This is a genomic window from Streptomyces sp. NPDC050535, from assembly GCF_044457665.1.
Lineage (GTDB): Bacteria > Actinomycetota > Actinomycetes > Streptomycetales > Streptomycetaceae > Streptomyces.
This window is the reverse complement of the sequence record NZ_JBITHE010000002.1, coordinates 507,650-528,219: the sequence shown is the minus strand read 5'-3', so window position 1 is coordinate 528,219 and position 20,570 is coordinate 507,650. Positions and strand designations below refer to the sequence as shown.

Below are 20,570 nucleotides of genomic sequence, written 5' to 3'. Positions count from 1 at the left end.
TTGACCGCGGCGGGACCATGGAACGCATGACCGACCGCGACACCGACCGTGATACCGCCCGTCACATCGAGATCTCCCTGGTCAAGCGGGGAGTGCACTGCACCGCGAAACTGCTCGACGACCGTGCGCCGATCACCTGCGCGGCGGTCTGGGACGCTCTCCCGCTGAGCGGTGACGTCTACCACGCCAAGTACGCGCGCAACGAGATCTACGCCCTGTTCCCGCCCTTCGCGCGCACGGAACCACCCCTGGAGAACCCGACAGTCACTCCCATACCCGGCGACCTTTGCTATTTCGCCTTCGCGGGCACGGAGTTGGGCACCAAGTCGTACGGCTACGAAGCCGACGTACGCCCCGGCACCACCGTCGTCGACCTCGCCCTCTTCTACGAGCGCAACAACCTGCTCCTCAACGGAGACGTCGGCTGGGTGCCGGGCATTGTGTGGGGCCAGGTGACCGAGGGCCTCGACGCGATGGCCGAGGCCTGCAACGACCTGTGGCGCTCGGGCGCGCTGGGGGAGACGCTCAGCTTCCGCAGGCTCTAGGGCAGCCGGGGCGCGGGCACTCCGGCCGCGCCCGCCGTGAACAGCGCGTGGGCCGTCCGCAGGACGAGGTCGTCCCGGTGGCGGGCGGCCACGATCTGGAGGCCCACCGGGAGCCCGTCGCCGTCCACGCCGACCGGGACCGTCGCCGCGGGCTGCTGGGTCAGGTTGAAGGGGTAGGTGAAGGGGGTCCAGCCCGTCCAGCGACGGTGGCCCGAGCCCTTCGGTACCTCCGCGCCCGCCTCGAACGCGGTCAGCGGAAGCGTCGGCGTGACCAGGACGTCGTACGACTCGTGGAAGAGGCCCATCCGCCGGCCCAGCTCCATGCGGGCGTCCACCGCGGCGAGGTACTCCAGCGCGTTGTGGCGGGCGCCGAGATCGCGGATCTCACGGAGTCCGGGGTCGAGCAACTCCCGCTGGTGGGGCCCGAAGTGCTGGGTCACGCGGGCCGCGCCGGAGAACCACAGCGTGTGGAAGGCGTCCACCGGATCGGTGAAGTCGGGGTCGGCCTCGGACACGTAGGCGCCGAGCCCCGCCAGCCTCTCCACCGCCTGCCGGACCGCCGCCGCGACGGCCGGCCCGACCGCGACCTGCCCGCCGAGCGTGGGCGAGTACGCGACCCGCAGGCCGCGCACCCCGTCCTCCAGCGTGTCCGTGAAGGAGCCGTTCACCGGCCCGAGCGCCGACCAGTCACGCGCGTCGGGCCCGCAGATCACGTCCATCATCAGCGCGGCGTCGGCGGCGTCCCGGGTCATCGGCCCCACATGCGCCAGCGTCCCGAAGGCGCTCGCCGGATACAGCGGCACCCTCCCGTACGTCGGCTTCAGCGCGAAGATCCCGCAGAAGGCGGCCGGGATACGGACACTGCCGCCCCCGTCGGTGCCCAGGGACAGCGGGCCCGCGCCGAGCGCCACGGCTGCCGCGCTGCCGCCGCTTGAGCCGCCCGCGGTGCGCGAGACGTCGTACGGATTGCGGGTCACACCCGAGAGCGGGGAGTCCGTGACGCCCTTCCAGCCGAACTCGGGTGTCGTCGTCTTGCCGAGGAACACGGCGCCGTGCTCGCGGAGCCGGGCGACGGACGGCGCGTCCTCGTCCCAACTCCCCTGCGGATCAATGTTCCTGGAGCCGCGCAGAGTCGGGCCGCCGCGCAGCAGGATGATGTCCTTGACGGTGACCGGCACACCGTCGAGCAGGCCCGCGGGCTCACCGCGCCGCCAGCGCTCCGCCGACTCACCTGCCTGTGCCAGGGCTTCGTCCGTGTCGAGCCGTACGAACGCGTTCACCGCGGGCTGGACGCGTTCGGCCCGGTCGAGGGCCGCGCGGGTCGCGTCCACGGGGCTGAACCCGCCCTTGCGGTAGCCGTCCAGGAGTTGCACTGCGGTCAGCTCGGTGAGTTCCGGCATCGGCCCTCCAAAGGGAGTTCAACATGGTGGGTGACGGGAGTTCAGTGACCGGGCACGTACCCGCGCTGTTTGTCGACGACGTTCGGCAGCGGCTTCCCCGCCTCCCAGCGCTCGTACAACTCCACGAACTGCCTGCCGAGTTCGTCGCGCCAGCCGATGGTGTCCCCGCTCATGTGCGGCGACACGATCAGCCCGGGGACCTCCCACAACGGGCTTTCGGAGCCGAGCGGTTCGTGCTGGAAGACATCCAGCGCGGCCCCGGCGATCCACCGCTTGGACAGCGCCTCGACGAGCGCGTCCTCGACGACGAGCTGCCCGCGTCCGATGTTGATGAAGCGCGCCGACGGCTGCATCATCCCGAAGCGCCGCGCGTCGAACATGCCGTGCGTGGCCTCGGTGAGCGGCGCCGCGGACACCACCCAGTCGGCGCGCGCCATCAGCCGGTCCAGTTCCTCGGGGCCGTGGACACCGGTGCGCGGGGTGCGTCCCACCAGGGCCGTCGTGATGCCAAGTCCCTTGAGGGACTTGACGATCGCCCGCCCGATCGGCCCCGAACCGACCACGCAGGCGCGGGTGCCCGCCACCCGCTGCGACTCCCGGTGCCGCCACTCCCGCCGCCGTTGCAGGTCCCAGGTCCTCGGCAGGTCCTTGGCCATCGCGAGGACCAGCGCGGCGACGTACTCCGCGATCGGCTGGTCGAAGACGCCGCGCGCGTTCGTCACCACCGCGTCGGACTGGGCGAGTTCGGGGCACATCAGATGGTCCACGCCCGCACTCGCCGTGTGCACCCAGCGCGGCCGCGGACCCGCGCCGGGCCAGGCGTCGCGCACGGCGTGCGAGGTGAAGTCCCAGACGAGCAGCACATCGGCGCGCGGCAGCCGCTCGGCCAGCGTGGACGCGTCGGCGTGTTCGATCCGCACCCGCCCGGTGAGGCTGCCCAGACGGGGGAGCGGTTCGGCGTCGAGGACAAGCAGAGTCGTACCGGGCATCGCCAGGAAACCGTTTCGCAATACGGGTCCGCTTCTCTGAAGAGGTGAAGTGTGGTCCGTAGCCGTCTGAGATGCGCGGATTGCCCACGCTCGCACCCGAACCCACCTTCGTCAACACGGACCCGGATACGGTCCGTTGCTCACCCGTTCCCCTTCGTGAGGCCGGTGCCTGCCATGGACGCCTCCCTTCTCGGCGGACCTCGTCCGCAACGCGGCATCGGGGTGGTCGCCCCCTTCGACTTCGCCCTCGACCGGGAGCTGTGGCGCTGGGTCCCGGACGACGTCTCCCTGCACCTCACCCGCACCCCGTTCGTGCCCGTCGAGGTCAGCCTCGACCTGGCCAGGCTGGTCTCCGAGCACGAGACGCTCGGCGAGGCGGTACGCGCCCTGAACGCGGTCGCGCCCGAGATCATCTCGTACGCCTGCACCTCGGGCAGTTTCGTCGGGGGAGTGGCGGGCGAGCGGGCGATGTGCGAGGTGATGACCCGGGCGGGCGAGGTCCCCTCCCTCACGACCTCGGGCGCCCTGCTCGAAGCGCTCGCGGAGCTGGGCGCCGGCCGTATCGCGCTCGTCACCCCCTACACGGTCTCGGTCACCCGGTCCCTGGAGGAGTACCTCGCGGAAGCGGGCATCACCGTCACCGGGCGCGCCCACATGGGCCTGACCAGCCACATCTGGAAGGTCCCCTACCGCGCGGTGGTGGACATGGCCCGCGACAGCGTCCGGGGCGGCGCCGACGCGCTCTTCATCAGCTGCACCAATCTTCCGACGTACGACGTCATCCCCCAGCTCGAGGCCGAACTGCGCATTCCGGTGATCTCGGCCAACCAAGTGACGATGTGGGCAGCCCTGCGGCATCTGGGTACCCGTGCGGTGGGCCCCTGTCAGGCGCTCCTCGCGGAGTCGGCTCGTCGGGGCCCGGTACTGCCGGAACGGACGCAGCAGGAAGGTTGGGCATGACCGCACTGGGATTCCTCTACCCGGGCCACTCGGCCGAGGACGACTACCCGCGCATGGAACAGCTGCTCGGCAGCGACATCCGCCTGTCCCTGGTCCACACGGACATCGGTGAGGACGCCCACCGTGTGGACGCGCTCCTGGAGATGGGCTCCGCGGGGCGGCTCGCGGCGGGCGTCGAGGAGCTGCGGCTCTCGGGTGCCGAGGCGGTGCTGTGGGCCTGCACCAGCGGCAGTTTCGTGTACGGCTGGGAGGGCGCCCACGAGCAGGTCCGCGCCCTTGCCGTGGCGGCGGGGCTGCCGGCCTCCTCCACGTCCTTCGCCTTCGCGCACGCGGTGCGGGAGCTGGGGGTCGGGCGGGTCGCCATCGCGGCGACGTACCCGGATGACGTGAGCGCGCTCTTCGCCGCGTTCCTCAAGGACGCCGGGGTGGACGTCGTCGCGGTGCGGGCCTCCGGGGTCGTCACCGCCGCGGAGGCCGGTACGTGGGGTGAGGCCGAGGTCCTCGAGCTCGCCCGGGCCGGCGATCACCCGGACGCCGAGGCGGTCCTCCTCCCCGACACGGCCCTCCACACCGCGTCCTTCATCCCGGCCCTGGAAAAGGAACTCGGCAAGCCGGTCCTCACCGCCAACCAGGTCACCGTCTGGGAAGCGCTACGCCTCACGGACCGCCGCGTGAACGCCCCAGAACTGGGGGCACTCTTCACCAGGGAGCCGCTGGTCCAGGCGTAGGGGCTTGTCCGCCCCCGCCGCCCCCGCCGCCCCCGGACCCCCGCTTCGATAAAAACAGCCCCTCCGGCGTTTGAGGAGCGGGGTCTGGGGCGGAGCCCCGGGAACAAGGGACGGGCAGGGGCGGAGGGGGCGAGAACAGCCGTGTCCGCCCCCGCCGGGGAATAAACGGAGACACCCTCCTGTTGGCACGCTGCGTACAGCGTGACGCACCAACACAGGAGGCACCCCCGGTGAACGAGACGGACGAGATCCGCGGCACGGCACAGGGCACCGCCCCGGTCCCCCTCTCCGTACTGGACCTGGTCACAGTCGGCGCGGGCCGCACAGCGACCGAGGCCCTACGCACCAGCGTCGAGATCTCCCGCCTCGCGGAATCCCGCGGCTACCACCGCTACTGGGTGGCCGAACACCACTCCATGCCGGGCGTCGCCTCGTCGTCCCCCGCGGTGATCCTCGCCCACCTGGCAGCCCACACGACCCGCATCCGCCTCGGCTCGGGCGGCGTCATGCTCCCCAACCACGCCCCCCTGGTCATCGCGGAACAGTTCGGCACCCTGGAGGCGATGGCCCCGGGCCGAGTGGACCTGGGCCTCGGCCGGGCCCCCGGCACCGACGGCGCCACCGCCGCGGCCCTCCGCCGCACCGACCGTCTCAACGAAGGCGCCGACGACTTCCCCGAACAGCTCGCGGAGCTGACCCGCTTCCTGGACGACGACTTCCCCTCCGGCCACCGCTACGCCCGCATCCACGCCGTCCCGGGCCCGATCCAGTCGACCTCCCCCGGCGGAGTGCAGTCCCCGCACCGCCCGCCGGTCTGGCTCCTCGGCTCCTCCGGCTTCAGCGCCCGCCTGGCCGGCTCCCTCGGCCTCCCCTTCGCCTTCGCGCACCACTTCTCGGCGCAGAACACGATCCCGGCCCTGGACCTCTACCGGCAGTTCTTCCGGCCGAGCGCCGTCCTGGACGCCCCGTACGCCCTGATCGGTGTCTCCGCCCTCGCCACCGACGACGAGCGGGAGGCCCGCCGCCAGGTGCTGGCCGCCGCCCTGAACATGGTCCGCCTGCGCACCGGCCGCCCCGGCCTGGTCCCGACACCGGAAGAGGCGGAGGCGTACGAATTCAGCCCCATGGAGCGCGAGTTCATCGACTCCTGGAACTCCAACGTCATCCACGGCACCGCGGACGAGGTCCGCTCCGGCCTCGACGACCTCCAGAAGCGCACGGGCGCCGACGAGTTGATGCTCACGTCGCACGCCCACAGCGGCGAGTTGCGCCTGCGCTCCTACGAACTGATCGCGGACGCCTACGGGTTGCCGCGGGCCTGAAAACCCCGCCGGTGACCGGGCGCGCTCAGACCTGCCCGCAGGTGGCCGCCTCCAGCAGCATGGAGATGCGGTCCGCGGCCACCGGCCGTGAGTACAGCCACCCCTGCCCGGTGTCGCAGCCGATGCCGCGCAGGCGGGAGGCCTGCGAGGCGGTCTCCACGCACTCGGCGGTGACCGTCAGGCCCAGCCGGTGGGCGAGTTGGATGAGCGCCTCGACGATGACCTCGTCGGCGGGGTTGGGGTGGACGTCGGTGCCGTCGCGGTTCTCGTACTGGAAGCCCCGCACGAAGGCGCCGTCCAGCTTGAGCACCGACACCGGGAGCCTGCTGAGGTACGCCAGGTTGGAGTACCCGGTGCCGAAGTCGTCGATGGCGATGCGTACGCCCATGTCGCTGAGGGCCTGCAGAGCCTGGAGGGGACGGCCAGCCGAGCCCATCACCGCGGACTCGGTGAGCTCCAACTGGAGCAGGTGCGGCGGGAGTCCGGTCTCCGCCAGGATCTCCGCCACGTCCGCGACCAGGTCGGAGTCCCATACCTGACGGACCGCCACATTCACACTGACGAAGATCGGTACGGCGTCGGGGTGGGCCAACTGCCAGCGGCGGGCCTGGTGGCACGCGGTGGCCAGAACCCAGCGGCCGAGCTGCACGATCGAGCCGTCCTCCTCGGCCAGTCCGATGAACCGATTCGGCGTGAGCATTCCGAACTGGGGGTGGTTCCAGCGCACGAGCGCCTCGACTCCGCGTACGCCGCCGTCCTCCATACCCACCAACGGCTGGTACTCCAGGGTGAATTCACCGCGCTCGACGGCCGCGCGCAGGGTGGAGGAGAGGGCCTGGCGGGTCATCCGGTGGGCGTTGCGCTCCGGGTCGAAGAGGGTCCAGCGGCCCTTGCCGTCCGCCTTCGCCCAGTACAGCGTCGTGTCCGCGGCCTGCATCAGCATGGTCGCGGAGGTCCCGGCGGCCCGGCGTTCGACGACGCCGATGGACGCCGAGACGGAGACCCGCTGGCTGGAGAGGTCGAAGGGCGCCTGAAGTGACGTGAGGACGGACTCGGCGAGGTCGGCCAACTGCTCGGTGCCCGTGGAGTCCTCGACCAGCAGCGCGAACTCGTCACCGCCCAGTCTCGCCACCAGCGGGGTGCTCGCCCGCGCGTAGCCCGCCTCTTCGGCGCACCGGGTGAGGCGTTCCGCGACGGCCGCGAGGAGCCGGTCGCCGACCCGGTGTCCGAGAGTGTCGTTGACCGCCTTGAACCCGTCCAGGTCCAGATAGCAGAGCCCGATCCGGCCGGTGCCGCCCTCCTCGTACGCCTCCGCCTCCAGCGCGGCCGTCAGGCGCTCGAAGAACAGCGTGCGGTTGGGCAGCCGGGTCACCGCGTCGTGCATCTGCAAGTGCCGCAGCCGCGCCTGGAGTTCGTGCCGGGCACTGATGTCGGAGACGGAGAGCAGCACCGTCCGCTCCTGGGCGGGCAGCGGCGCGACCGTCACCTGGACCCAGAGGGAGTGGCCCTCGGGGTGCTTGAGCCGGCGTGTGCAGCGCAGTTTGGCCTGCCGGCCGCGCAGCACCTCGCGGTACGCGTGCCAGACGCGGGCGTCGGACGTCAGGTCCACCAGGTCGGAGGCGATCTGCCCGGCGAGGACGGCGGAGTCGCTGCCGAGCAGTGCGCCCAGCGACTCGTTCGCGGTGACGACCAGACCGTCGCGGTCGACCACGGCCATCGCGAGGGGCGCGGTGGTGAACGCGGCCTGGAGGGCGCGGGGTGACGCTCCGTCGGGGGATGTCACGCCGGGGGCTGAAGTGCCTGGAGGTGACTCCGGTGAGACGGAAGTGCCGGGAGGTGACCCGGGGGACACGGAGGTGCCGGCAGGCAACCCGGCCGGCATACGGGGAGATGGGTCGATGTGACGCTCTGTGACAGCCGGCCGGACGAGATCCGCCGCGGGCGCCGGCCCTTCGGACGTTCCGCTCACCGCTCACTCCCGCAGTGCACTCGATCTTCGTATGGGTCTCTCGGGTGGTCGGCCGGTGATGGGTGGCCGCACAAGCCGGGTCCGTGCAGGAAAGTGTGCCGATCATAGAGGCTGGCCCCGGGGAGTCGCAGCCACTGTCCAGTGTCCCGGAACAACCACCCGTTCTGACAGATCGTTTCTGCCTGCATCTGGACGGGATCCTTCCCCCTCCGATCGCCTGTGACGTTCCGTGAGTGTTCGGGGTGTCGTCTCCCCATGGCCCATCACCCTTCCGGTGTAGACAAACAGGGCAAAGTATTACGAACTGACCCAGGCTGGGTGCGGTGTCCCGAAATCCGCATCCGGAGGTCGATGTGCCGCGTCCGCTCCCCCTGAAGGAGCTCACCCGTGAGGCCCTGCGGGTCTTCACCCGTGACGGGGCGCCGCGTTGGCGCAGCAGCGCGGCAGTGTTCACCTCCATGTCGGCACTGGCCGCGACCTCGTTGCTGCCCGGTCCCGCGCTCGCCGAACCCCGCGCGGACCCGTGCGCCCTCAAGCGAACCGAGGCACACCACTCGGAGGGCGTCGACACCTGGAACGCCGCCTACACGCGCCCCACCCGTGCCTTGGACGCGCTGCTGGTCTTCCTGTCCTTCCCCGACTCCGAGCCGCAGACCACGCCCGCCGAACTGACCGCCGACTACTTTCCGGCGACCAGTCACTTCTTCGAGCGTGCCTCCTTCGGCAGGTTCACGCTGCGCCCGCACCCGCAGCGTGACTGGATCCGGATGCCGCACGCCTCCACCACGTACGCCATACAGCGCGACTGGAGCGCCGCCCACCGCGCCGCCTATCTGCGCGACGCGCTCGCCGTGGCGGACCGGCGGATCGACTTCTCGCGCTACGACATCGTCTATCTCGTCGCCGACCCGGACGCGCCGGGCGTCGACTCGGACGCGACGAAGGTCGTCAACCTCGACACCCCCCTGCGGGCCGACGGCAAGGACATCCGCCGGGTCGTCACCGTCTTCGAGAAGCACCCGCCGGACCGGCTCGTCCTCGCCCACGAGACGGGCCACGTCTTCGACCTCCCCGACCTCTACCACCGCCCCGTCGACGGCAAGGGCGACTGGGACACCTACGTCGGCGACTGGGACCTCATGGGCAGCCAGTTCGGCCTCGCCCCGGACCTGTTCGGCTGGCACAAGTGGAAGCTGGGCTGGCTGGAACCGCGCCAGGTCGCGTGCGTCGAGGGGCGGGGGAGTACGCGGCTGACGCTGGAGCCGTTGAGCGCGGGGCCGGAGACGGTCGGAGCGGCGGGAGCGGGCGCGGGCGCGGGGGTCGGGGCCGGGGCCGGGGTGAGGGTCGGGGGCTCGGGAGGTTCTGGTGGTTCCGCCGGCTCCGGTGGCTCGGACGGCTCCGGAGCTACCGGTGACTTCGGTGGCTCTGGCGGGTCCGGTGGTACGGGTGATTCCGGCAGGCAGGCTTTCGGTTCCGGGCGGGGTACCAAGCTGGCGGTGGTCCGTACGGGGCCCGACAGCGTGCTCGCCTTCGAGGCGCGCGGCTCGGCGGGCAACGACGGCACGACATGCACGCAGGGCGTCCTCGTCTACCGCGTCCGCGGCGGGGCCCAGTCGGGCCGCGGCCCGATCGAGGTCCTCGACGCGCACCCCCGCTCCGAGTCCTGCTGGGAGGACTCGGTGTACCCGCCGCTCGCGGACGCGCCGGTGGCACTCGGGGAGAGCTTCACGGTGCCCGGCGAGAACGTACGGGTCGAGGTGGAGGACCGGACGGCTTCGGGGGCGTGGACGGTCAAGATCACGACAGGGCCGCACAAGAAATGACGAGGGCCGGGTGGTGCGCGTTTCCGCGAACCACCCGGCCCTCGCTAGCGTGCGCCGCCAGGGACTCGAACCCCGGACCCGCTGATTAAGAGTCAGCTGCTCTAACCAACTGAGCTAGCGGCGCCTGCTGACGTCGTAGACCTTAGCATCCTGATCGCGGGGAGGAAAAATCGATATCCGCACCGTCGCGGAGGCCGCGGCACGGGCCGCCCGGACGGCCGCCCAGACCAGAATCTCGGGGCCGGGGAGCCAGGGCTGCCGGGTGTCGGGGGCGACCAGCCAACGGGATTCCGGGCGGGTGGCGAGGCCCGGCCCCCGGGCCTGACCGGCGCTCGGCGCGGGGACGGTGACCGCGTCGCCGGTGCCGTGACAGAGCAGGGGCGGAATCCCGCCGCCGCGGCCGTTTCCGGGATGCTCGCCCCCGTGGGATCCCCACTCCTCCCAGCCGAGGAGCGAGGGCAGCCGCTGTGCCGTGCCGGGCGCGGCGAACAGCAGCATCCGCCCCCGGAACGCGGCCACCGGGCCCGAACCGGGTCCCTCGTCCCACAACCGGTCGAGCATCAGCCGCCCGAAGATCGCCGGAGCGTTCACGACGTCGAAGGTGCTCCCGCAGGGCAGGACGACCGGGGCGCCCGGCCGGTCCTCCCAGAGCGCGAGAGCGCTGCGCGGGTACGTCTCCGCCGAGGCGAGCCAAGCGACTCCCTCGGACGTGGCGCCCGAGACGTCGAACGGGTCGGACAACGGTGCGCCGGGGCCGTGGGGGGTAGTGCTTGCCGGGTTCCGTGTGCAGCTCATGGCGACAACATCTACCGGCGGTGAGCGCGCGGTCTCCGAGGGTTGCCGGAAGCCGGGACAGGAGGGGGCGGAGTGGGGTATCTTGCCGCGCTGGCATATGCCATGACTGATGCGGCGGACACCCTCCCCGCACGCCCACCGGTCTCAGGCGTGGTCGCCGACCCCGTGTCCCAGCCCGCGCGCGTGCCCGCTCCCCTCCACCCCTCGCAGCAGATCGCGGCCGAACTCGATCATCTTCTTCGCGTAGTCCTCGGTCCACTCGGCCCGCTCCGCGACATCGGCCGCGGTGAGCCGGTCGAAGCGCCGCGGATCGGCGAGCTGCGCGGCGGCGACCGCCTGGAACTCGACGGCCCGGTCCGCCGCGGCCCGGAACGCCTGGCTCAGCTCCGTCGCCCGCGCCAGCAGCGCCCGCGGATCGTCTATCGACTCCAGGTCGAAGAAGTGCTCCGGATCGCCGACGGCCTCCGCCGGCTCGAAGAGCAGGGGCGCGGGGCGAAGCCGCTGTTCGTTCCGACGCGGCGTGGGCTCCGCCATGTCTTCTCCTCCTCGTACGGTTCTGGACCCGCCTTGCGAGCGGGCCACCGTCTATTGTCCCCCGGCCGCGCAAGAGGGCCCGGGGGAGCGGGCGGGAGCCGAGCACGTGCCGAGCGGGAACCGGGCTCACACCGGCCCCGGCCCTGGCCCCGGCACCGGTGTCGGCACCAGTGTCGATCGCCGATCCGGAGATCTAGGGCCGCCAGACCACCCGATGCTCCCCCAGGTGGGACAACACCGAATGGTTCGCCTCCCAGCCATCGGGAAACTTGACGGTGACCCCCAGCTGAACCGGCTCGGTGGAGGGATGCGCGTCCAGCAGGTCCGTCACCCCCGCCCGGCACACGACGACGCACGCGTGCCGGTGCCGGGAGGCCAGGACGCACAGGCGGCCCGTCTCCAGATGGAACGCCGTCGCGTCGGGCCGCCCCGAGAGCGGATGCAGGACCACCGTCACGTCGAACTCCCGCCCCTGGAGCCGGTTCGCGGTGTCGACGGTGACGTCCACGACACCGAGCCCGGCCAGCGCGGCCCGCACCGCGGCGGCCTGGTCCCGGTGGGCCGTGCCGACGGCGATCCGGTCGGCGGTCAGCGCCACCGGCTCGGGGGACCGCTCCGAGGTGGCCGCGCCACCCCGGTCCAGGAGCCGGCGTACGACCTGGGCCACCGCCCGTACCGCCTCCGGGTCCGTACGAGGTGTGTGCCGGGCCGGCAGCTCCAACAGCCCCCAACCCGCCTCCGCCGCCTCGTCGATGACCCGGTCGGGACCCGAACCGTCCGACGGGACACCGAAGTCGAGCCGCCGGTCACCGTGGTCGGTGCCGCTGCGGAACGGGGTGTACGGATAGAACGCGTCCGAGACCAGCGGCGCCGCGGACGCGGGCAGCCGCCACGACACCGGCAGACGGTGCTGCGGCAGCTCGGGATTGTGGGCGAGCAGGGTCGTCACGGCGGACGCCGACGGGTCGTACGACAGACCCGCCCACTGCTCCGATCCCACGATCGCGAACGGGTCCAACTGCCCCGGGTCGCCCACGAACAGCGCCCGCTCGAAGAGGCCCGCGACGGCCAGCAGCGCGTCCGAACGCATCTGGTACGCCTCGTCGACGATCGCGTGCCGCCATGGCTCGACGCCCTTGACGTGCGCCCACTTCGCGGCGGTCGAGATGACGACGTCGAGGCCCGCGAGGTCGGCCGCCTTCGCGGACTTGCGGACGTTCTCCAGGCCGTCGAGCGCCTTGTCGTACGGGTCGGGGTCGCTGCTGTGCAGCCGCCCGAGCGGCAGCTCCGGGTTCTTCTCGGCGAGCCGCAGCACGAGGTCGTCGACCTGCGCGTTCGTCTGCGCGATGACCATCAACGGGCGTCCCGCGGAGGCCAGTTCGAGCGCGGCCCGGACGACGAGGGTGGACTTGCCGGCGCCGGGCGGGGAGTCGACCACGACTCCTCGGTGCGTGCCGTGCAGCGTGTCGTGCAGGATCGCGTCGGTGGCGCGGGTGGCGGCGGCGCCCGGATCGAAGCCGGTGCTCGTCAGGGGTGTCACAGGAGGTCCTCCGGTGTCACCGGGTCGGCTTGCGGTACGACGTCGGTCTCGGTCGGCGGCCCGCCGTGCGTCCACGGCGTCTCCTCCCGATCGGGCAGCTTCGCCCCGCCCCGCTGCTCGTGCTCGAAGAGCGTGAAGCAGACGAGGTCCCCCTTCTCCGGCACCGACCCCACCTCGGGCTCCTTGCCGCGCCCCATCCTGTCGACCACGCGCAGCACCACCAGGGCACCGTCCTCCTCCGCGGTGACGAACTCCGCCGCCTGCGGTTTGCCGCCCGACGACCGGTACACCTTCGTCCGCTCGCCCAACTGCGGCCGGTCGTCCGTCCGTACGGTGACCAGCGGGCGCGGGCTGGGCCGCTTGCCCTCGCTGTACGCCATGACGACATCGGTGACCTCACCGGCGAAGGCCTCGCCACCGAGCCGCCGGCCTGCCATCACGAGCGGGTCGTCAAGGGCCTCCTGTGCTTCCAGGCGAGCCTGTTCGCGTTCGCGGGTGGCGAGTTTGTTCGCCGCGGTGACCGCGTCGTCGCGGCGCGGCTGCGGGGGCTCTCCCGCGGTGATCCGGTCGCGGTGGCCGGTGAACGACCAGCGGTCGCGGGTCCACCGGTCGGTCGCGTGGGCACCCTCGGGCAGCGCCCGCAGCAGGTCGAGGCCGTGCCACACGGCGTCCCAGGTGGGCCGGGTGACGCTCTCCACCAGGGTGTGGATCTCCATCTCGGCGGCGGTGAGGTCACCGAGCCGGTCGTCCGCCTCGATGCCGTCCTCGGCGACGGCGAGCGCGGTGCGCGCGCGGCCGTAGCGCTCGATGGCGGGAGCCAGCAGCCTGTTGTCGAACGCCGGGTCGGTGGCGGGTCCGGCGGGCGGACACAGGAGCTGCCCCCGGGGGTCCCGCAGCAACTCGGCGCGCAGCGCGGCCTCGGCGCCCGGCGTGCCGTCCGCCGGGTCGATCCAGGCGAGCAGCGCTCCCAGGTGCTGGTCCTCCAGGCTGCTCTGCCCGGTGGCCCAGTGCCGCGACAGCACGTCGGTGAGGGCGAGCAGCAGCGCGGATCCGGGCACCCGGGCCCGCTCCCCGAAGTGGGTCATCCACCGCCCGAGCAACGGCACCCGGGGCGGCGCCGGATAGGGCTCCTCCGGCTCCTGCTCCGCCGTGCGCCGAAACCGCATGGAGCGGCCGAGCAGCCGTACGAACTCGACGCCCGACCGGCTCGGCACGATCAACTGCGGCGCGTCCGCGCACAGTTCGACCTCGACCTTGACGCGCTTGCCGGTCTCCGGATCGGTCTCGTTGCGCTCGGCGGCCTCGACGACGTCCGCGTAGGAGTCGATGTACGGCAGGACGACGTCCGCGAGTTCGGCGAGAAACGCGAACCGCAGGTCGCGGTCGCGTGGCTGCGGTACGACGAGCAGCCGGGGCGCGTCCCGCTCGGTCCCGACGAGCGCGCCGAGCGGCGCCCCGGCCTCACCGGCGGTGATCAGCGGCACGAACACGAGAGGCCGCTCGGCGAGATGCCGGTGCCGCACAGTGGCGACGGGCTGCGCCCGGCCCCTGTCAACGGCTTCGAGACGGGCCAGGGCGGCGATCAGCGACATTCGACACCGCCCTGGGCTTCCGGCGGCTGGGGTGCCGGTGGCCGGGATTCCAGCGCCTCGGCCCGTAGTTCCGCGGCTCTGCGCAGGGCCGCGACCGCCGGGTCGGTCGGGTCCCCGGCCTTGCCGTGGGCCGCGGCGAGCACGTCGGCCACCGTCGTCAGGCCGCCCAGCTCGGCCCGCAGTGAGCGGCCCAGGGACGTCACCGCGCCCTGCGCGCGGGAGCGGTCGCGGCAGTGGAAGGCCAGCTCGCAGGCGGCCAGGCACTCGGGGGCGTACGTCGCCGGGACGGACTCGACCGCGGCTGTCAGGTCGCCGGCCGGGAGGCCGGGGGCGAAACAGGTGCCTTCGGGGAGGGCGGCGGCGATGTCCTCGACCCGGGGGAGGCGGGCGAGCTGGCGGCGGGTGACCGCGCGCTGCTTGCGGACGTCGACGGCGGACGCGGTCGGGAGGTTCGAGAAGTCCTTGGGGCAGACCAGAAGGATCCGGTGGCGGACCTCGGGCACCGGATCCAGGCGGGCGGCGACCTCCTCCAGCGCCAGGACGTAGACCGCGGACTGGCGGGCGGCCGCGCCCACCTTCGCCGGGTCCGCCGAACCGTCCAGCATGGGGAAGGACTTGATCTCGACGACGGTCCAGCCGCCGTCGGGGTGCACGACCACCGCGTCGGGCTCCAGGAAGGCGGGCGAGCCCGCGACGTCGAGGGCGACCATGGGGTGGTCGAGCAGGGTCCAGGCGCCGGCCGCGGTGGCCTCGCGCAGGGCGAGCGCGGTACGGGCGGCACGCCCCTCGGGACCGACCGCCGAGAGGTCGGGCACCCGCCCGGACGCGGGCGGTACGGCACCGGGGTCCAGCTTCTCGTGCACGAGGCGGAGCAGCTCCGCGCCCCCGTCGGCCTTGACGCGGGCCTCGAACGCGTTGCCCCGCATGAAGGCGAACTGCGACTGGCCGAACGCGGACGGCGAGCCCAGCCCTTCCGCCAGCTTCGCCTTGTCGACCCCCGCGCCGTCCAGGAGGGCCCGCCGATCGCACCCGGGGTTCGCCGCGAGTGCCGCGAGGGCACGCGCGTCCAGAGCCTTGGGTGCTACTTCCGGGCCGCGCAGGTCAGCGAGCCGCTGCCGCAGCGCCGTCCCCCGCGTCCGTGGGGGTGGCACCCGGCTCGGCTCCCGGACCGGTTCGGGACTCGCGCTGTCGGGGGAATCGTTCACCCGTGGGAGTCTGGCACCCCGCACTGACAATTGAGGAACACGAGCCGCGAGAGGTGCCCGAGGCCCGTGCGATCCGGGCGCCGGAGACCCGGCCGGAGCGCGCGGCCACGACGTGGGCGATACGCGCGCCCAGCACGGTCCGGCAGCGGTCCGAGACCCGCATCACGAAGGGTGTCAGCAGCAGCCCGGTGCCCATCACCGCGGCGCCCGCGACCGCGTCGAGGAAGTAGTGGTTCGCGGTGCCCATCACGACGATCGTGGTGATCAGCGGATACGCGATGGCCGCGGCCCTGGTCACAGGTGTGCGGCCGTACTTCCAGAGGATCACTCCGCACCACAGCGCCCAGCCCACGTGCAGGCTCGGCATCGCCGCGTACTGGTTCGTCATGCCGCCAAGGCCGCGCGGCGCACTCGCGTTGCCGGCCCACCAGCCGTAGTCGCTGTACTGGGCCATCGTGTCGACGAAGCCGTGGCTCGCGTCGAGCAGCCGGGGCGGACAGGTGGGCAGCAGCGTGAAGCCGATCAGGCCGATGAAGGTGGAGGTCATGAGCCAGGTGCGGGCCGCGCGGTAGCGCACGGCCCGGGACCTGAAGAGCCAGATCAGGATCGCGGGCGTGACCATGTAGTGCAGCGACGCGTACCAGAAGTCGGCGGGCACGCCGAGCCAGGCCTCGCGGGTGAAGAGGCGGTTCAGCGGGTGCTCGGCGTTCAGACGCAGGGCCTTCTCGATGCGCAGGATCGCCAGGCCGTGGTCGACGGCTCCGGCCTCGCTGCCGCGGGCGAGCAGCCGGCCGGCCGAGTACGACGCGTACACCAGCAGGATCAGCGGGAGCTCGGTCCACCAGCGGAGCCGGGCCTGCGACGCCCTGGAACCGCGCAGCTCGGTCCACCGGCCAAGCCGGGCGCGTGGTGCCGCCTCGGCGCGCGGTGCATCGGTCTGCGGCATCCGATCGCCCTCCCCCATCTGCTTGCGGCCCGTCTGCTCGCGATGACCTGGCAGCCCGCGCGGTCCGCCGACGGGCGGGCCTGCACAGTCTGCACACGACGATCCGTGGCCACATTCGATTTTACGGTGTATGTGAACTCCCTGAACGGGCGCCCTCGGTCGTCAAAGACGCAGAGATCGCCCGCCGGGTTGCCCACGACGGGTGTGAGCGATGATGGGACGACGGATTCCCGCACCCCGGGACGACCCGCTCCGCACACCTGAATGACCCATTCCCCACACCTGTCGGAAAGGCATCTCTCCATGGCACCGCGCATCCTGCTGGCCCGGCACGGACAGACGGAATGGTCGCTGTCCGGCAAGCACACCGGCAGGACCGACGTCCCGCTCCTGGAGGAGGGCAGGCGCGGCGCCAAGCTCCTCGGCGAGCGGCTGCACCGGGCGCCCTTCGACGGCCTTGACGGCCTGGAGGTCCGCACCAGTCCGCTGGCACGCGCGCGTGAGACATGCGAACTCGCCGGGTTCGGGGACCGCGCGACCGCCTGGGACACCCTCATGGAGTGGGACTACGGCACGTACGAGGGCATGACCCCGGCCGAGATCCAGGCGGTCAGGCCGGGCTGGTTCATCTGGCGGGACGGCGTCCCCGGGGGCGAGACCCCGGAACAGGTCTCCGCGCGCGCGGACGAGGCCGTCGCCTGGGCCCGCGCCGCCGACCGCGACGTGCTGATCTTCGCCCACGGCCACATCCTGCGCTCCATAGGCGCCCGCTGGCTGGGCCTCCCGATCGACTTCGCGGCCCGCGTCCGGCTCGGTCCGACCTCGCTTTCGGTGCTCGGCTGGGCCTACGGCGAGCCCGCCATCGAGGCCTGGAACGACTGCGGACACCTGCCCGCGTAAGCGCCGAGCCCTCCGCTCGACATCGGCGGCCGTCCTCACGCGGTGCGCGGCAGCGACGCGTGCCGGTCCAGGAACGCCGAGACGCCCGACGCCCTGCGGTGCGGCAGCAGCACCCGTGCCGTTCCGGCCAGCATGTTCTGGATGCGGGAGGACTGGACCTCGTTCAGAAGGTCCAGGACGCGCATTCCGGCGACGGCGGCCTCGTCGGGGTGGCCGCCGCGCGCGAGGTCGTCGGCGAGTTCGGCGGTGTAGAGGGCCAGGTTGCGGGTGAAGTGCGGGTCCTGGAGGGCCGCGGCCCTGCGTGCGTGGCGGGCCGCCCGGGGCCAGTCGCCCAGCGTCGACCAGCACTGCGCCTCCAGACCCTCCAGTTCGGCCTCTCCGTAGAAGCTCATCCACTCGGGATCAGTGTCCGAGGGGCCCCGCTCGAAGAGGGCCTGCGCGCGCGCCAGCGCCTGCTCGCAGCCCGCCCGGTCGGCGAGCCCCGCCCAGCCGCCCGCCTCACGCAGCGCGAGCAGCGAGAGCAGGCGCGGGGAGCCCAGGGGCCGCGCGGCGCGCTGGGCGGCCTGTGCCGCGCGGACGGCCTCGCGCGGGCGGCCCGCGTCGCGCGCGAGGAACGCCGTGTTGCAGAAGGCGTGCGCCTCCAGGGCCGGGTCGCCGGACATCCGGGAGGTCGCGAGGGCCTCCGCGTAGTGCGAGCGCGCGTCGTCGAAGCGTCCGGAGTCGTGCGCCAGCCACCCCACCGACAGGGCCAGTTCGCCCGCCCCCGCGTACAGCCGGTCGGCGGTCGCCTGCCGGGTGGTGCCCGCGTCGAGCAGCTCGAACGCGGTGCGCAGCGGCGCCGCGGCCCGCCGGTAGAGACCGTCGGCCCCGTGCCTGTCGTCGAGCAGCCGGATCTTGCGTACGGCCTCTTCGAGGGCGCCGGCCTCGGACGTTCCCGCCCGGTGGACACGCCGGTCGGCGGCCGCGGCGGGGAAGCCGAGCGCGACCCCGAGGGGCACCAGTGAGGCTGCCGCCACGGTGGCGGTGCCTCCCGTCATGAATGCGCGACGCTGCACGTCGCTCTCCTCGTTGTTCTGTTCGTGGTTCCCGTACGGATCGTGCCGGTCGTACGAGTGGCACGGATCGTGCGAGTCATGCCTGCGGAGCGGGTGGTTCTGGACTTCATACGTTTCGTACGCCCCTTCCGGTTCATGTGGAGCGCGCGAAGGGCTCGCGGACTGTGCGGGGGGCGCCTCGTCCGTGTCGCGCGCCCCGCGCCCACGTACCGACGAGCGGGGCGCGAAGCCCAGGTCGGTGAGCGTGCGGCCGGGGAACATGTGCAGGAACACCCGCTCGTACGCGTAGTTGGGACAACGGATCTCACCCGCCTCGACCCGCCCGATATAGCGTGCGTCGCAGCTGACCCGCTCGCCGATCTCACGCGCGGCCCGCCGCACCGCCGCGGCGAACTCGCCGGGCGAGCGCCGCGCGCGCAGCCGCCGGAAGGCCAGGTTCGGCCGCGATGGCCTGGGGGGCTGGGACGAGGTCACCGTTGACGACGCCATGGTCGGGCCCTCTCTTGCGAACCGTCGAACCGTGCCGGATACAGGGTGAGTTACCCGGGTTGTGCCCTATGGGTGCCAATGCGTCCGGCGGGGCAAGAACGTACCTGCTGTGACGGTGCCCGCACGCTGGGTTTGGCTACAAACCGGATATCTCATGCACGATCCGCCATGAACTGCCATCCTTTGCGGCGGCGTTACGCCGTAGCCGTTGACGTTCTGACGCGTTGAACCCGGTGTACCGGGAGCCACCCGAACTCCCGACCCACTCGTCAGGAGGAGGGGTTCCGTGTTGGAAGCCGGGATGGATACCAGGCAGGCCGCCGAGTTCCGCACGTCGCTGTCGACCGCGCAGCACCGTCCGTCGCCGGAGTGCAGCGCCGCACCGGAGCCGGTCGCCGACTGCGACCTGGTGACGGTGCCCGCGCGGCAGGGCCTGGAGGCGGTCGACATCCTGCGTCGTGGCTGCGGCGACGCGGTCGGACCCGTGATCCACGACGACGGCTGCGACACCCTCGGCTTCCTGGTGCCCCCCGGCACCGCGGACGCGTGGGACGTGCCGGGCAGCACCTGTACGCACACCAACGGCCGCGGCCTCAGACTGGCCCCCGAGCCCCCCGTCGAGGGCTCGGACTGGCTCCTGCCGCCCGGCGAGGCGGACCTCGCGACCGACCCGGCGGTGCTGCGGGCGGCCCTCGGCGAGGCCGCGCGGCTCATCGAGGCGGCGGACAACTGCCGCTGAGCCCCGGGACGGGCTCCCGGCGTTCCCCGGCGCTGAGTCTCCGCCCGCTGAGCCGACCCGCTCGTACGGCCCGATAATGGCGGGATGGCGAGGGCGAGGAACAAGCGGTCCGACGACGGGCGTGACGGGCGCGATGGGCGTGACGCGGCGCAGGGGCGCGCAGCGCGGCGCGGACAGGCCGCCGAGGCCGTGGTCGAGGCGGTCGACGGCGGGCTCGCCGAGCTGATGCCCGACCGGGACCGGGCACGCGCCTGGACCCTGCTGATCGACGGCGCCCCGCAGTCGCACGTCGACCTGGACAACCCCGGATACCTGAACTTCGAGTACCAGCGCCGCCTCGGCCACGTCATCGACCTCGTCGCGCCGCCCGGCAAGCCCGTGCACGCCGTACACCTCGGCGGCGGCGCCCTCACCCTCGCCCGCTACACCGCCGCGACCCGCCCCCGCTCCACCCAGCAGGTCGTCGAACGCGACGCGGCCCTCGTCCAGCTGGTCCGCCGCGAACTGCCGTTGGACCCCGGCGCCCGCATCCGGGTGCGCTCCGTCGACGCCCGCGAAGGGCTCGCGAAGGTACCGGACGGCTGGGCGGACCTGGTGATCGCCGACGTGTTCAGCGGAGCACGTACGCCGGCCCACCTCACCTCCGTCGAATTCCTCACCGACGTCCGCAGGGCCGTCGGACCGGACGGCATGTACGCCGCCAACCTCGCCGACGGGCCGCCGCTCGCGCATCTGCGCGGCCAGATCGCCACCGCGGCGGCCGTCTTCCCCGAACTCGCGCTGATCGCCGACCCGACGGTGCTGCGCGGCAAACGCTTCGGCAACGCCGTCCTCGTCGGCTCCGGCCGGCCGCTGCCGCTGGCCGAACTGACCCGCCGGGCGGCCTCCGACCCGCACCCCGGACGGGTCGAACACGGCAGGGAACTCGCCGACTTCACCGGCGGAGCGATACCGGTCACGGACGCGGTGGCGGTGGCGTCACCGGCGCCGCCGCCATCGGTCTTCCGCTGAACCGTCCCTCTACGAAGCTCAGTACGTC

The 20,570-nt window shown here is 72.6% G+C and carries 18 protein-coding genes and 1 tRNA gene; 8 read left to right on the top strand and 11 right to left on the bottom strand.

Annotated features, from left to right (window positions below):
• Window positions 1-26 precede the first annotated feature (26 nt).
• Entirely contained in the window at window positions 27-545 is a 519-nt protein-coding gene (locus ACIBLC_RS07315) for a DUF3830 family protein (RefSeq protein WP_399209758.1), read from the top strand.
• Here the strand turns inward: ACIBLC_RS07315 and ACIBLC_RS07310 are convergent.
• Window positions 542-1,945: an amidase gene (locus ACIBLC_RS07310; protein WP_399209757.1), complete on the bottom strand. Its 1,404-nt coding sequence runs from the start codon at window positions 1,943-1,945 to the stop codon at window positions 542-544. The two genes, ACIBLC_RS07315 and ACIBLC_RS07310, sit on opposite strands and share 4 nt — an antisense overlap.
• Before the next feature lie 41 nt (window positions 1,946-1,986).
• Complete coding sequence (locus ACIBLC_RS07305) at window positions 1,987-2,934, bottom strand: D-2-hydroxyacid dehydrogenase (RefSeq protein WP_399209756.1); 948 nt, start codon at window positions 2,932-2,934, stop codon at window positions 1,987-1,989.
• A 174-nt stretch (window positions 2,935-3,108) separates the two neighbouring features.
• Here ACIBLC_RS07305 and ACIBLC_RS07300 point away from each other — a divergent pair, with 174 nt between their 5' ends.
• The 3 genes from ACIBLC_RS07300 to ACIBLC_RS07290 all read left to right on the top strand — a co-directional run bounded on the left by ACIBLC_RS07300 (window position 3,109) and on the right by ACIBLC_RS07290 (window position 5,944).
• The gene (locus ACIBLC_RS07300; protein ID WP_399209755.1) at window positions 3,109-3,894 is read left to right on the top strand and encodes an aspartate/glutamate racemase family protein; all 786 of its coding nucleotides are present in this window, start codon (window positions 3,109-3,111) and stop codon (window positions 3,892-3,894) included.
• Window positions 3,891-4,622: a decarboxylase gene (locus ACIBLC_RS07295; protein ID WP_399209754.1), complete on the top strand. Its 732-nt coding sequence runs from the start codon at window positions 3,891-3,893 to the stop codon at window positions 4,620-4,622. Before ACIBLC_RS07300 ends, ACIBLC_RS07295 begins: the two co-directional genes overlap by 4 nt.
• Before the next feature lie 230 nt (window positions 4,623-4,852).
• Entirely contained in the window at window positions 4,853-5,944 is a 1,092-nt protein-coding gene (locus ACIBLC_RS07290; RefSeq protein ID WP_399209753.1) for an LLM class flavin-dependent oxidoreductase, read from the top strand.
• Window positions 5,945-5,969: 25 nt separating this feature from the next.
• Here the strand turns inward: ACIBLC_RS07290 and ACIBLC_RS07285 are convergent, their stop codons facing one another.
• Window positions 5,970-7,913, bottom strand: coding sequence for an EAL domain-containing protein (locus ACIBLC_RS07285; RefSeq protein WP_399209752.1), 1,944 nt, complete (start codon window positions 7,911-7,913; stop codon window positions 5,970-5,972).
• A gap of 323 nt (window positions 7,914-8,236) precedes the next feature.
• Between ACIBLC_RS07285 and ACIBLC_RS07280 the strand changes: the two genes are divergently transcribed.
• Window positions 8,237-9,736 carry a M6 family metalloprotease domain-containing protein gene (locus tag ACIBLC_RS07280; RefSeq protein ID WP_399209751.1) on the top strand — a complete coding sequence of 500 codons (1,500 nt, stop codon included), beginning with the start codon at window positions 8,237-8,239 and terminating at the stop codon, window positions 9,734-9,736.
• Between the two features lie 50 nt (window positions 9,737-9,786).
• Here the strand turns inward: ACIBLC_RS07280 and ACIBLC_RS07275 are convergent.
• The 7 genes from ACIBLC_RS07275 to ACIBLC_RS07245 form a co-directional block, all read right to left on the bottom strand.
• Window positions 9,787-9,860 (bottom strand) — tRNA-Lys (locus ACIBLC_RS07275).
• Window positions 9,851-10,531, bottom strand: coding sequence for a bifunctional DNA primase/polymerase (locus tag ACIBLC_RS07270; protein WP_399209750.1), 681 nt, complete (start codon window positions 10,529-10,531; stop codon window positions 9,851-9,853). The genes ACIBLC_RS07275 and ACIBLC_RS07270 overlap by 10 nt, the downstream gene beginning before the upstream one ends.
• Window positions 10,532-10,675: 144 nt before the next feature.
• Window positions 10,676-11,065 (bottom strand): hypothetical protein, encoded by a 390-nt coding sequence (locus tag ACIBLC_RS07265; protein WP_399209749.1) that lies wholly within the window; start codon window positions 11,063-11,065, stop codon window positions 10,676-10,678.
• Between the two features lie 193 nt (window positions 11,066-11,258).
• Window positions 11,259-12,605: an AAA domain-containing protein gene (locus ACIBLC_RS07260; RefSeq protein WP_399209748.1), complete on the bottom strand. Its 1,347-nt coding sequence runs from the start codon at window positions 12,603-12,605 to the stop codon at window positions 11,259-11,261.
• A complete protein-coding gene (locus ACIBLC_RS07255; RefSeq protein WP_399209747.1) occupies window positions 12,602-14,197 on the bottom strand; it encodes a hypothetical protein in 1,596 nt (531 codons plus the stop codon). The genes ACIBLC_RS07260 and ACIBLC_RS07255 overlap by 4 nt, the downstream gene beginning before the upstream one ends.
• Window positions 14,188-15,348: a hypothetical protein gene (locus ACIBLC_RS07250; RefSeq protein WP_399209746.1), complete on the bottom strand. Its 1,161-nt coding sequence runs from the start codon at window positions 15,346-15,348 to the stop codon at window positions 14,188-14,190. Before ACIBLC_RS07250 ends, ACIBLC_RS07255 begins: the two co-directional genes overlap by 10 nt.
• The gene (locus ACIBLC_RS07245; protein WP_399209745.1) at window positions 15,299-16,348 is read right to left on the bottom strand and encodes a phosphatase PAP2 family protein; all 1,050 of its coding nucleotides are present in this window, start codon (window positions 16,346-16,348) and stop codon (window positions 15,299-15,301) included. The genes ACIBLC_RS07250 and ACIBLC_RS07245 overlap by 50 nt, the downstream gene beginning before the upstream one ends.
• Before the next feature lie 303 nt (window positions 16,349-16,651).
• Between ACIBLC_RS07245 and ACIBLC_RS07240 the strand changes: the two genes are divergently transcribed.
• Window positions 16,652-17,248, top strand: coding sequence for a histidine phosphatase family protein (locus ACIBLC_RS07240; RefSeq protein WP_399209744.1), 597 nt, complete (start codon window positions 16,652-16,654; stop codon window positions 17,246-17,248).
• A 35-nt stretch (window positions 17,249-17,283) separates the two neighbouring features.
• Here the strand turns inward: ACIBLC_RS07240 and ACIBLC_RS07235 are convergent, their stop codons facing one another.
• Window positions 17,284-18,792 carry a hypothetical protein gene (locus ACIBLC_RS07235; protein ID WP_399209743.1) on the bottom strand — a complete coding sequence of 503 codons (1,509 nt, stop codon included), beginning with the start codon at window positions 18,790-18,792 and terminating at the stop codon, window positions 17,284-17,286.
• Between the two features lie 286 nt (window positions 18,793-19,078).
• Between ACIBLC_RS07235 and ACIBLC_RS07230 the strand changes: the two genes are divergently transcribed.
• Together ACIBLC_RS07230 and ACIBLC_RS07225 are read left to right on the top strand one after the other, a co-directional pair.
• Window positions 19,079-19,531, top strand: coding sequence for a hypothetical protein (locus ACIBLC_RS07230; protein WP_399209742.1), 453 nt, complete (start codon window positions 19,079-19,081; stop codon window positions 19,529-19,531).
• A gap of 84 nt (window positions 19,532-19,615) precedes the next feature.
• On the top strand, window positions 19,616-20,542 hold the full coding sequence (locus tag ACIBLC_RS07225; protein WP_399209741.1) for a spermidine synthase: 927 nt from the start codon (window positions 19,616-19,618) through the stop codon (window positions 20,540-20,542).
• The last annotated feature ends 28 nt before the right edge of the window (window positions 20,543-20,570 follow it).

Coding starts and splice junctions, on each gene's coding strand:
- ACIBLC_RS07315 (WP_399209758.1), top strand. CDS start 27: ATGACCGACCGCGACACCGACCGTGATACCGCCCGTCACATCGAGATC.
- ACIBLC_RS07310 (WP_399209757.1), bottom strand. CDS start 1,945: ATGCCGGAACTCACCGAGCTGACCGCAGTGCAACTCCTGGACGGCTAC.
- ACIBLC_RS07305 (WP_399209756.1), bottom strand. CDS start 2,934: ATGCCCGGTACGACTCTGCTTGTCCTCGACGCCGAACCGCTCCCCCGT.
- ACIBLC_RS07300 (WP_399209755.1), top strand. CDS start 3,109: ATGGACGCCTCCCTTCTCGGCGGACCTCGTCCGCAACGCGGCATCGGG.
- ACIBLC_RS07295 (WP_399209754.1), top strand. CDS start 3,891: ATGACCGCACTGGGATTCCTCTACCCGGGCCACTCGGCCGAGGACGAC.
- ACIBLC_RS07270 (WP_399209750.1), bottom strand. CDS start 10,531: ATGAGCTGCACACGGAACCCGGCAAGCACTACCCCCCACGGCCCCGGC.
- ACIBLC_RS07265 (WP_399209749.1), bottom strand. CDS start 11,065: ATGGCGGAGCCCACGCCGCGTCGGAACGAACAGCGGCTTCGCCCCGCG.
- ACIBLC_RS07255 (WP_399209747.1), bottom strand. CDS start 14,197: ATGTCGCTGATCGCCGCCCTGGCCCGTCTCGAAGCCGTTGACAGGGGC.
- ACIBLC_RS07245 (WP_399209745.1), bottom strand. CDS start 16,348: ATGCCGCAGACCGATGCACCGCGCGCCGAGGCGGCACCACGCGCCCGG.
- ACIBLC_RS07240 (WP_399209744.1), top strand. CDS start 16,652: ATGGCACCGCGCATCCTGCTGGCCCGGCACGGACAGACGGAATGGTCG.
- ACIBLC_RS07235 (WP_399209743.1), bottom strand. CDS start 18,792: ATGGCGTCGTCAACGGTGACCTCGTCCCAGCCCCCCAGGCCATCGCGG.
- ACIBLC_RS07225 (WP_399209741.1), top strand. CDS start 19,616: ATGGCGAGGGCGAGGAACAAGCGGTCCGACGACGGGCGTGACGGGCGC.